General features: G+C 38.7%; 8 protein-coding genes and 2 pseudogenes. 6 read left to right on the forward strand and 4 right to left on the reverse strand.

Annotation, left to right across the window (positions count from 1 at the left end; all coding sequences use genetic code 11):
* Positions 1-38 precede the first annotated feature (38 nt).
* On the reverse strand, positions 39-473 hold the full coding sequence (locus IGI76_RS03365) for a hypothetical protein (RefSeq protein WP_153883494.1): 435 nt from the start codon (positions 471-473) through the stop codon (positions 39-41).
* Between the two features lie 531 nt (positions 474-1,004).
* Between IGI76_RS03365 and IGI76_RS03370 the strand changes: the two genes are divergently transcribed.
* The 6 genes and pseudogenes from IGI76_RS03370 to IGI76_RS03395 all read left to right on the forward strand — a co-directional run bounded on the left by IGI76_RS03370 (position 1,005) and on the right by IGI76_RS03395 (position 10,157).
* Positions 1,005-2,498, forward strand: coding sequence for a helix-turn-helix domain-containing protein (locus IGI76_RS03370; protein WP_333718984.1), 1,494 nt, complete (start codon positions 1,005-1,007; stop codon positions 2,496-2,498).
* Positions 2,499-2,983: 485 nt separating this feature from the next.
* Positions 2,984-3,364, forward strand: a complete 381-nt coding sequence (locus tag IGI76_RS03375) for a DUF7006 family protein (RefSeq protein ID WP_005225213.1) — start codon at positions 2,984-2,986, stop codon at positions 3,362-3,364.
* Positions 3,365-3,561: 197 nt separating this feature from the next.
* A pseudogene (locus tag IGI76_RS03380) lies at positions 3,562-4,155 on the forward strand (HD domain-containing protein).
* Positions 4,156-4,244: 89 nt separating this feature from the next.
* Positions 4,245-4,610: a hypothetical protein gene (locus tag IGI76_RS03385; RefSeq protein WP_074536376.1), complete on the forward strand. Its 366-nt coding sequence runs from the start codon at positions 4,245-4,247 to the stop codon at positions 4,608-4,610.
* 100 nt (positions 4,611-4,710) lie between these two features.
* Positions 4,711-5,067 carry a RidA family protein gene (locus IGI76_RS03390; RefSeq protein WP_015509114.1) on the forward strand — a complete coding sequence of 119 codons (357 nt, stop codon included), beginning with the start codon at positions 4,711-4,713 and terminating at the stop codon, positions 5,065-5,067.
* 530 nt (positions 5,068-5,597) lie between these two features.
* Positions 5,598-10,157: a mucin-binding protein gene (locus IGI76_RS03395; protein WP_438781047.1), complete on the forward strand. Its 4,560-nt coding sequence runs from the start codon at positions 5,598-5,600 to the stop codon at positions 10,155-10,157.
* 208 nt (positions 10,158-10,365) lie between these two features.
* Here the strand turns inward: IGI76_RS03395 and IGI76_RS03400 are convergent, their stop codons facing one another.
* From IGI76_RS03400 to IGI76_RS03410, 3 genes and pseudogenes are all read right to left on the reverse strand, one after another.
* A complete protein-coding gene (locus IGI76_RS03400) occupies positions 10,366-10,716 on the reverse strand; it encodes a hypothetical protein (protein WP_015509116.1) in 351 nt (116 codons plus the stop codon).
* On the reverse strand, positions 10,706-10,945 hold the full coding sequence (locus IGI76_RS03405) for a helix-turn-helix transcriptional regulator (protein ID WP_015509117.1): 240 nt from the start codon (positions 10,943-10,945) through the stop codon (positions 10,706-10,708). Before IGI76_RS03405 ends, IGI76_RS03400 begins: the two co-directional genes overlap by 11 nt.
* Before the next feature lie 147 nt (positions 10,946-11,092).
* Positions 11,093-11,413, reverse strand: a pseudogene (locus tag IGI76_RS03410) (DMT family transporter).
* Positions 11,414-11,544 lie beyond the last annotated feature (131 nt).

The following is an 11,544-nucleotide window of genomic DNA, read 5'->3' on the forward strand; positions in this document are numbered from 1 at the left end:
CCTATTTAAATATGAGCGAGAATATAGATTTTTATCAGTTATCTTTCGAATGTTACGTTCTTGAATTCATCATTCAAGCCATCCCGATAGGCAATAGTCAAGACTAATTTTCCTGTTGTTTTGTCATAGTCTATCACGTTTAGTTCTAGAGAGAAGTTCTTAACATTGGCATCAATATAAGAAACAATTTCTTTTTCTTCCTCACCGATTTTTATCGAAAGTGTACTTTCTCCTAATAAATTCGCCTCCTCCAGAGCTGTTTTGGCTGAGCGTATTTCAGGCTGATAGAAGACAGTGTTTGTTTGAGTTAAATAGGTTCTATTTATTCGCAACGGAACTGTGATTTTTCCAAGGTCATTTGAGACAACGATCCCAGCTTTATTACTAGGGGAGAAAAAGACAGCGAGACTTATTAAAATTAGAACGAGAATACTAGCAACACTTGACCATACTATTTTTTTTGATATTTTCATTGATTTCAGTTCATTCAGCGAAGCATGAACACCTGTCCCCCCATTCTTTTTAAATAATGTAAGAAGTTAGCTTGATTATGGCGAAGATGCATTAAAAATAACTGTACTAATTTTCAACTTTATATAAGCGTAATTGATAGAAAGTAAAAGCTTTTGGAATTGTTGAAATGCTCAAAGGCTACCTAACTATTCGATTGTAAATACTCCTAAAAACCGACCCACTTTTTATAGTAGCAAAATATACGATTTTTTACTTTTATTATTATAAAATAATTTTTTGATAAATAGCGGTTTGGACTGTTTTGTCGTCTTAAACTAGCTGTTAGAAAGAGCAATGTTCTCCAGACATAGTAACTCGTAGTTCTAAGTAGTTGTAGCCATAATTTTGCTTATCCTAAATGATTCAGAAGGTGATAGTTTCAGAGACAGCTTCTTATAAAATGAAATAAGTAGTCAATGAATACACACTGAATGAAAATAGATCGTGAAAGGAGTATAATTACCTTAAAAATAAAGTTAAGAGGTATTATTATGTATAAATTTCTTTTAACTAAATTAGACCAAGATGTTTACGAATTGTTTGCGCATTTTTTTGAGCAGGCTGTGGAGCGTGAAAAACTAAATGTCCTTGCTGAAAAGACTAACTTATCAAAACGAAGAATCGTCTTAGTTTTTGAGCGAGCACTCGATTTGCAAACGGCATATCCTTATTTTGAGATTGCGTTGCATGAAGGTAGAGAGATGACGCTTTATTTTGCGCCGAATTTTCTTTTGTCTAAGCTTTATTCGGTCATGCTAGCAGAAAGCATGCCATTTCAAATTTTAGACAGACTCTTCAGTGATAAATATGTGTCGCTGGAAGAAACCGCCCAACAACATTATGTCAGCAATCGCACGGTTCAAAGAAAACTAAAGGAAGTAGAAACGATTCTTGAAAATTATCACATTCGATTGAACCTAAAAAGAAAACCGCTTTTTGTGGGCGAAGAATACCGCATTCGGCATTTTTTCCACATCATGTATTGGCAGATCTATGATGCAACGAACGCGCGTTATAGTGGATTGACGAAACAAAGTGTCAGTACATTGAAGAAAAAGTTGACAAGTTATCCCAGTTTTTATCGCGGGATTGATCAGGAGAAATTTGTGCAATTGCTGGCATTGAGTATTTATCGTTTTAAAAGAGGCTTTCCTGTAAAAGAGATTCCTCAAGAGATGAGGGAGATGAGGCATCTGACGATTTCCTTTGAAGAATTTAAAGAAGAGCTGATCAAGCCATTGCTAAGAAACAATTTGATTCTAAATGGGCTTCCAGAAACAGAATTTCTCTTCTTGTATTATATGTTTTCTGTCATGACGACGTACTTACCTGAAGAGATTCCTAGTCAGCTAACAATTGGGGCTTATTTTTCTCCTCAAGCCATCGCTGCAGCAAGGCTATTTGCGGAAAACGCTCAGAAAGTTTTTCTCGTTTCTGAAAGCAATATTGATTATTTGTTGGTCAATGCCTTGAATATTCATTCGGTTTCGCTTCTTTTTGCATCGAAAAATAAGATCGATGCCTTTGGAAAAAGCACCACGGACAAAGATTATCGCCGTGTCTTTCCTAAGATTTTTCCGCTTGTTCAGGAGATGTACCAATCGTTAGCGCAACAATCACCAATTTTTGCAACCATGTATGAAGCGAACAATCGCTTGCTTTTTCAATATAGTATGCTTCTTTCTCTGGTAGCGAAAATTGATCGTTCTACGGTTCGTATTTTTCACGAATCAAAATTCGGAAAAATCCAAGAAATCAGACAAAAGGAACGATTGAAACGCTGGTTCGGTTACACACTTTCATTTGTTTCCGAAAATCCCGATTTTGTCGTGACAGATTACCCCGTCAATCGGCAAGCTTTTATTGACCAAAACCCCAACGTCCAATTTTTTAAATGGAATAGTTTTCCAACGGGGGATCGCTGGCTTGAACTGATTGAAGCAGTTGAAAAGTTCCAGAATGAGTTTAGTCAAAAACATACGTAAAACTGTGAATTTCACAGTATGAAAAAAAGGGGGATTCTCAAAACCAGAGAATCCTCCCTTTTTATAGTGGGAAGCGAAAAGTTTTGCACAGCGTTTCTCAGATTTCCTATGTAGTTTGTCAATCGCTCAATCGGCTCTTGGGCTTGTTTACTTTTATGAAACTAAAATTGATACGATCCAACCCGAAGGTATCTAACAGGACTTTATTTGCTTCTAACAAACAAATGATTGGCGTCTCCTTTCCTAAAAAACATGTAATAATGCAGGCATAAAGATCTCGGTCAACAGAAACGTTTTACGAAAAAGCGAAGGGAAAAAAAAGTGTTCGAATCCTCTATTTAACGTAATGCTAGTGATTTCAGCCTAAAGGTCGATTTCCTTTCAATATTTCCATAGAGTACGCATCGACGTATTCGTTACAACGATAAACATATAAACAGGATTTTACATAAGATTCACCAATCAATAGAACAGGAGGGCTAAAGATGGAGTCAGCATTTAAGATCCATTCAATGGAAGAATATTTAAACTTCTACATGGAAGAAACGGAGCGGCTTTTTTTCAAGGAAGAGTTTCCAGAACTCAAAGAAAAGATTCTTGCCAATTGCTTCGAAATCAAACGAGCGATCCAAGAAATCAATCACGAGAACTTTTTTGAACAGTATGCGAGAATCAATACATTAGAAGCAGAGATTTTGATTATTTTGGAATGCAGTGAATTGCGGGGGAGTGACAATGTGGTCCCTTTTGCTGAAGCAGAAATTTTGCAAGTGGCGAAACAAGATAGCAAAACCTATTTTAAAGAAAGATGTGGACTGACATTGATCGCGCCTACGCCCCATTCATTGCATTTTTCCGTGGAGTAGTTTAAGTATCAACAAAGATCATTCGTGAGAAAAAAGTGTTGTAGGAAGTTTGAAGGGAGACTCCATTAAGGTTTGTGCAGGAGTAATTGTTTTACCAAAAGAAAAGGCTGCAGTCTTTTTATGCAACTTTGGAGGCACTGTGGAAAAAAGCTGTACCTTTGATATAAATTCATTTAACAAATAAGTGGAGGTCACAAATGAATGCAATAGAAAAAAGGATCCAGTTTATTGTCGAAGCTGACAAGCTTAAATCCATCCTTAGACAATCGACACTAATCTATGATAGAAACCAACGAGAAAATGATGCAGAGCACACCTGGCATTTGACATTATGTGCACTATTGCTTGCAGAACATGTCGCAACCGAAGGGCAAGTGGATTTGTTGCGAGTACTCAAAATGTTAATTATTCATGACATGGTAGAAATCGAAGCAGGTGATACCTATTGTTATGATGAAGCTGGGTACCTGGATAAAGTACAGCGAGAACGGGAAGCAGCTACAAGTTTATTTTCTACATTACCGAGTGAACAATATGATGAATTTATGGCTTTGTGAGAAGAGTTTGAGGAAATGGCAACCGTAGAAGCAAAATATGCATCGGCTATCGATAGGTTACAGCCTGTCTTGCAGATATACTACTTTGACGGGAATACCTGGATAGAAAATAACATTGATGTTGAACGCGAATTAAAACGAAACGAGGTCATCAAAGAAATTATGCCAGAAGTTTGGGACTATGTTAGAAAACTTATAGATGATGCCGTAAATAAAGGCTGGCTGAAGCAATAAAGAAAAAATCAATAAGCTGTTAAATATGAGCCAAAGTAGAAGAGCATCATAAAATGAACACTAAATGTACTAGAAGAGAAGGAATGGGTATGAGTATCGGGGAAGCAGGGTATATTTTTACAAAGTATTTTATCGTAACAGTGTCTATTCTTACATCAATATATGGGGGCTATTGGGTATACTATGCCTTTGTCCAAACGAAAGATGAACAAGAAAAAGCGCTTGTTTGCTACACGGCAGCAAAAGCATTCGGTGTCACTGCCCTATTGTTTTTCCTCTATTATCTTTTACAGCTGATCGTAAAAGCCGCAAATGTAAAGCAGCTGACAAGGCTTTGGCAGATTCTTCATTTTGGAAGTCGTGATGAGTTTTCTGTAGGAATGGCTCTTTCCATCATGATGGTAGTCCTAGGAGTTTTTCTTTTGGTTGAAAAACGAAACATTCATTTGCGGTAATCATTGAATTTCCTGTGTTTTGGCAAAACATAGGCATAGAAGTTTTTTTTATAAAAGTAGTGAAAAAAATGGCTCAAACGCAAAAGGAGTAAAGAAGAAAATGATAAAACGTTACGATATTAATGAGGAATGGGCGCTTTCGGGCGTGATCGAAGCAGGAAATTTTGTTTTTGTTGGCTATTGCGTGGGAAATATTGGCGAGCCGATCGAAAAGCAGATTGTAGGAGCACTGAAGCAATTAGAAGAGCGATTAAAATTGGTGGATTTGGCACTAGCAGATGTGGTAAAGATGGATGTACTTTTCAAAAATATTTTTGATATTCCGATTATGGAAAAGATTTTAAAAGAAACCTTCCATGGGAAATTTCCTGTTAGAAAATCGATTCAGACAGAATTTGCTCATTCTGGCGAGGTGGGGATTCTTTTTCAAATTGATGCGATAGCTTTTAAGGGATAGTGCGATAAAGAGAGCATTTTAGAAAAACGGAACGTTTCTTTATGGTTACCTATCGGCAAAAGTAATGGTAAGCCAGTGTTTTCTTGAATAACGGTGTTGCTTACGCTTCATTGATTAAAAAGCAGACAAAGCAAAAGGGGGCTGAGGAATCAGTCCTCTTTTTTTAATCTAACACATCTTTTTTAGAATCACAGAACTCCCATCAGTGTGGTAAGTTATTGAGAAGAAAGAGTTAAAAATAGAGTGTAGTCTGACAATAACGTGTTATTTATTGTATTTTGTATACACTTTTAGCGATCGCCCCCTTCATATTCCTTTATTTTCTTTTTATAAAATAGGACTTTTTTTGTATTTTTCAAGCCGTTTATTGTCGTGTCCTGATCCGAGAACCATGTAATAATGCAGGACATAAGGAATGAGAACAACGAACGTATTACATAGAAGTAAGAAGTAGTTGTCAACGGGCAGCTTTTTTGCATTGGGGAGAGTATCGCTGCGCTTATTCACTTAAATTGAAAGAGGGAACAGTAATGAAAAAATCAGCGAAGCAAGAACTATTGTCGCGTCTTCTTGTTAGTTCGTCAGTGTTTATTTTGGGAAGCCCAATTGTCACACAAGCAGTTGTTAGCATCCCTGCTGCGGCCGAAACAATCAGCACTTCAGAGATAGAGGAAGCAACACTGAGTACGAGTGAGAATCTTTCTGAACAGCAAGTTTCCGAACCAGCAGTAACGGAGGAAACGACCACTTCTGAAACGGGGAGCAAAGAAAAAGCAGTTGAACAAGAAACAGTCGAGACAACTCAAGTAGAAGAAACGGAACCTGATCAGCGAACAGAACAGTCTGCAGAAAACGCCAGTACAGAAGAAGACACAGAAAGCAGTATGGCGGCTGATGAGAGTCAGGAAGTAAAATCTGCGCTAGCAGAAAATATATTGTGGACGGGTATGTGGGGGACTGCGCCAGCAACATTAGATATTGAAGGGGTTTTGACTGTAGGAGCAGGTACATTGACAACTGCGGTGGATCAAGTGATTCCTTTAACGGAAGAACTTAAAAATATGGTCATAAAAAAAGTTGTTCTCACAGCGCCAGTCATTTTGCCAGCAGATGTAGCAGGGTTGTTTGAGAGTTACTCCCACTACGGCACCGTGCCCTCTCAATTGAATGAGATTGTGGGACTGACTTATCTTGATACGAGTCAAGCAACCACGATGAATAGTATGTTTTATGGCTATAGCGGATCTACATTAGATTTATCGAATTTTGATAGCACCGGTGTCATAAATTCTTTAGGTGCCGGGATGAACCAGTTTTTAGCAAATGTACGCTATCTAAGAGAATTAAAATTAGGACCAAAATTCAGTTTTGTTGGGTGGAACAATTGGCCAGGCAATTCCTATCCGGTGAACTTGGTTGACCCAAGTGGGATGTACGGATTCCATTCAAGTTATTATACCGGTTACTGGCAAAATGTAGGGACAGGTATCGTAGATGCGCCATATGGTGAACACATATTGAAGTCAGAGGAACTAGTGTTGACCTATGATGGCGCGACGATGGCTGATACCTATGTATGGCAGCCTTGGTTTATTGAAGGAGCACCAGTCACAGTCAATTACTTAGATGAAGATGGTAAGGAATTATTGCCGCCTAATGTACTGACTGGCGGAAATATTGGCGATACAGTTGAAGTTGTTCCTGAAGATATTCCTAACTATACATTGAAGGAAGTCCATGGGGATGAGAAGGTTGTCTTTAGCAAAGTTCCGCAAACGGTCACGTATATCTATAGTCCCTTGATAGAAACCAAGGAAGAAAGTAAAATTGTCGCACGAATCATTCACTATTTGCATGAAGACGGTACGGAAGCTGCTCCAGATCACGTAGATACAGTTGAATTTACTCGAGAAGTGACAACGAATCTAGCCACTGGCGAAGAAACATTCGGTGAATGGCAAGCAAGAGATGATGATACAACCTTTGACTTAGTCAAGAGTCCAGAGATAGCCAACTACTTTACAGATAGGGAATTTATCGATGAAGTCATGGACGTAAAGGCCGATTCAGAAGATATTGAAGAATTTGTCATGTACTCGCCAAAGATGGTCGAATCTACGGAAACCAAAGAAGTCAAGCGAATGATCCATTATGTGTATGAAGATGGCAAAGAAGCAGCCCCAGACAATGTAGACACAGTCACCTTTACACGAACAGTGACAACGAATGAAGCAACAGGTGACAAAACTTTTGGTCAATGGCAAGCTAAAGATGATGATACGACGTTTGATGAAGTACAAAGTCCTGAAATTGACAAATACAATGCAGACCAAAAAACGGTTGATAAAGTCACAGGTTTGACTGCAGAATCAGAAGATCTTAAAGTAACTGTCACTTATTCGCCAAACATGATCGAATCTACGGAAACCAAAGAAGTCAAACAAACGATCCATTATGTTTATGAAGACGGCAAAGAAGCCGCCCCAGACAAACTAGACACGGTCACCTTTACACGGACAGTTACAACGAATGAAGCAACAGGTGACAAAACTTTTGGTCAATGGCAAGCTAAAGATGATGACACGACGTTTGATGAAATGAAAAGTCCCGAAATCAAGAACTACCATGCAGACAAAACAAGCATAGATGAAGTTACAGGTTTGACAGCTAACACCAAAGACTCCGAAGTAACTGTTACTTACTCGCCAAATATGACTGAGTCAACAGAAACTAAAGAGGTCAAGCAAACGATCCATTATGTGTATGAAGATAGTAAACAAGCCGCACCAGACAAAACGGACACTATTACTTTTACACGAACTGTCACAATGAATGAAGCAACCGGTGACAAAACTTTTGGTGAATGGCAAGCTAAAGATGATGACACAACGTTTGACGAAGTGGAAAGTCCTGAAATCAAGAACTATCACGCAGACAAAACAAGCATTGATAAAGTCACAGGTTTGACAGCAGAGGACAAGGATCGTGAATCAACTGTTACTTACTCACCAAATATGACTGAGTCAACAGAAACCAAAGAAGTCAAACAAACGATCCGTTATGTTTATGAGGACGGTAAACAAGCCGCACCAGATAAACTAGACACGGTCACCTTTACACGCACAGTCACAATGAATGAAGCAACAGGTGACAAAACTTTTGGTGAATGGCAAGCCAAAGATGATGATACAACGTTTGATGAAGTACAAAGTCCTGAAATCAAGAATTATCACGCAGACAAAACAAGCATTGACGAAGTTACAGGTTTGACAGCCGACACCCAAGACCGAGAATTGACCGTTACTTACTCGCCAAATATGACTGAGTCAACAGAAACTAAAGAGGTCAAGCAAACGATCCATTATGTTTATGAAGACGGCAAAGAAGCCGCCCCAGACAAAGTAGACACGGTCACGTTCACACGCACAGTCACAACGAATGAAGCAACAGGAAAAAATACCTATGGTCAATGGCAAGCCAAAGATGATGACACGACGTTTGATGAAGTGCAAAGCCCTGAAATCAAGAACTATCACGCAGATAAAACAAGCATTGACGAAGTCACAGGTTTGACAGCCGACACCCAAGACCGAGAATTGACCGTTACTTACTCGCCAAATATGACTGAGTCAACAGAAACCAAAGTGGTCAAGCAAACGATCCATTATGTGTATGAAGATAGTAAAGAAGCCGCGCCAGACAAAACGGACACTGTTACTTTTACACGGACAGTTACAACGAATGAAGCAACAGGTGACAAAACTTTTGGTCAATGGCAAGCCAAAGATGATGACACGACGTTTGATGGTGTGAAAAGTCCTGAAATCAAGAACTATCACGCAGACAAAACAAGCATTGAGGAAGTCACAGGTTTGACAGCAGAGGACAAAGATCGCGAAGTGACTATCACTTATTCGCCAAACATGATCGAATCTACGGAAACCAAAGAGGTCAAGCAAACGATCCATTATATGTATGAAGATGGTAAGAAAGCCGCAACAGACAAAACGGACAGTGTTACTTTTACACGAACTGTCATTACCAATGAAGCAACAGGTGACAAAACTTTTGGAGAATGGCAAGCTAAAGATGATGACACGTCGTTTGATGAAGTGAAAAGTCCTGAAATCAAGAACTATCACGCAGACAAAACAAGCATAGATGAAGTCACAGTTTTGACAGCCGACACCCAAGACCGAGAATTGACCGTTACTTACTCACCAAATATAACTGAGTCAACAGAAACCAAAGAGGTCAAGCAAACGATTCATTATATCTACGAAGGCGGCAAAGAAGCCGCACCAGACAAAACGGACACTGTTACTTTTACACGGACAGTGACAACGAATGAAGCAACAGGTGACAAAACTTTTGGTGAATGGCAAGCCAAAGATGATGATACAACGTTTGATGAAGTGTCAAGTCCAGAAATTGACAAATACAATGCAGACCAAAAAACGGTTGATAAAGTCGTTGAGTTGACTGCAGAATCAGAAGATCGCGAAGTGACTGTCACTTATTCGCCAAACATGATCGAATCTACGGAAACCAAAGAAGTCAAACAAACGATCCATTATATGTATGAAGATGGTAAGAAAGCCGCACCAGACAAAACGGACAGTGTTACTTTTACACGAACTGTCATTACCAATGAAGCAACAGGTGACAAAACTTTTGGAGAATGGCAAGCTAAAGATGATGATACGACCTTTGATGCGGTGAAAAGCAAGAATATTGATGGCTACACGGCAGATGTTACGACGGTCAAAGAACAAACAGGATTGACTGTGGAAGATGAAGATAGGGAACTGACTGTGACGTATATAAAAAATCCAACCGAACCGACAGACCCATCAAAAGAGCCAAGCAACACACCAAATGATCAGACAAATCCAGAAGTTACGACATCGTCTACTGATAAGGAACCAACGACTAAAGTACCAGAAACAACAAAAACAGCAACTAGTGAAAAAATTCTTCCGAAAACTGGGGAACAAGCAACGCCGTACGGTTTGTATGGAGGAGTGGCATTGGTTGTCGCATCACTATTAGGTCTCTTTATGAAACGCTCAAAAAGAAAGAGTGAGTAAGAAGGATCGAAGAAACGCTTGAAGAAGCTTTGATCGAGTGTTGCTTATACTAAATTAGAGGTAGGAAACTGCAAACAATTTTCGAATGTTACGATTGTTTGCAGTTTTTCTGCTTTACTTCTGCGAATAAAAAGTGAGTGATCTATGAACAGGTACTGATCACAGAAAAAAAACTCGGTTCCCATCTTAAAGGGACCGAGTTTGTTTTTTATAAAAATTGTTTTCTATACTGATAAACCAAACTCAGCCCACTCACTATAAAAGCCAGAGCATACTTGTAAAGGAAAAACTGATTCCACATGTAATCTTTTGGAAAGAGAATGTCTAAAAAGACGATCGTTAGCAGCATCGCAATGGTGGAGATGTAATAAATTTTTTGCGAATGTTCATCTTCTTTGCCAATTTTTTTAGTGTAAACATAAACCAAAGCAATGCCAAAAATCAGTAAAAGCATACCGATACCTAGCAATAGGTTCCAGTTGGCATTAGAATATTCTGCCCAAGTTTTCAGACGGTAAAATAATGCGCTGGGAATATCTGAAAGTGATTTAATGACCATATTTCCTCTCTCCTTCTGTATAAGTAAATAAATCTGTGATGTCCACTTGAAAAACGTTCGCTAGACGATAGGCTAATAAAAGCGTTGGCGTATAGTTGCCTTTTTCCATGACAAAAATCGTTTGTTTTGAAACACCTACTTTGTCCGCAAGTTCTTGTTGAGTAAGCCTAGCTAACACCCGATATTCATATACTTTATTAGCAATAGAGTCGCCAAAATCTTCTTTCAAACGATCACCTCCCAAAATCATTGTAAACCATAGTTATACAAAAGTAAAGTTTAGTTATACTTAAGCTAACTATATTTATACTGAAACTGAATGAATTGCCATAAAATAGCCGCCAGAAATGAACTGACGGCTGTTTTTTAGATATCATCAATGTCCGCTGGTAAACTTGATGCCCAAAATCCCGACTATTAATAAAGCAACAAACACCCAAGTCAGAAGGGATAGCTGGTCTTTGAAGAACACGACGCCGACAATGATCGAACCAACTGCGCCGATCCCTGTCCAAACGGGGTAAGCAATACTTAATGGTAAGTTTTTTACCGCTAAAGCCAGGAAGCCAAAGCTGAAAATCATTCCGAGTAGTGTAGAGACACTATATCAAAAGTGGGTAAATCCATTACTTAGCTTCATAGTCGAAGCCCATACCACTTCAAAAAAACCGCCTAAAAATAAATACATCCATGTCATATACTTTTTCCTCCTCAAAAAAAATAAGCATCCAGTAAACTCTTCAAGGACCTAATGAGTTTACCAAACACTTCTACACCCGGTGGTGGTTTGGATATTCAATTAATGTGACAATAAGAAAATCTTAGCTG

It is taken from the genome of Enterococcus sp. DIV2449a, from assembly GCF_051711225.1.
GTDB classification, from domain to species: Bacteria; Bacillota; Bacilli; order Lactobacillales; family Enterococcaceae; genus Enterococcus_D; species Enterococcus_D casseliflavus.

Coding starts and splice junctions, on each gene's coding strand:
- IGI76_RS03365 (WP_153883494.1), bottom strand. CDS start 473: ATGAAAATATCAAAAAAAATAGTATGGTCAAGTGTTGCTAGTATTCTC.
- IGI76_RS03370 (WP_333718984.1), top strand. CDS start 1,005: ATGTATAAATTTCTTTTAACTAAATTAGACCAAGATGTTTACGAATTG.
- IGI76_RS03375 (WP_005225213.1), top strand. CDS start 2,984: ATGGAGTCAGCATTTAAGATCCATTCAATGGAAGAATATTTAAACTTC.
- IGI76_RS03385 (WP_074536376.1), top strand. CDS start 4,245: ATGAGTATCGGGGAAGCAGGGTATATTTTTACAAAGTATTTTATCGTA.
- IGI76_RS03390 (WP_015509114.1), top strand. CDS start 4,711: ATGATAAAACGTTACGATATTAATGAGGAATGGGCGCTTTCGGGCGTG.
- IGI76_RS03395 (WP_438781047.1), top strand. CDS start 5,598: ATGAAAAAATCAGCGAAGCAAGAACTATTGTCGCGTCTTCTTGTTAGT.
- IGI76_RS03400 (WP_015509116.1), bottom strand. CDS start 10,716: ATGGTCATTAAATCACTTTCAGATATTCCCAGCGCATTATTTTACCGT.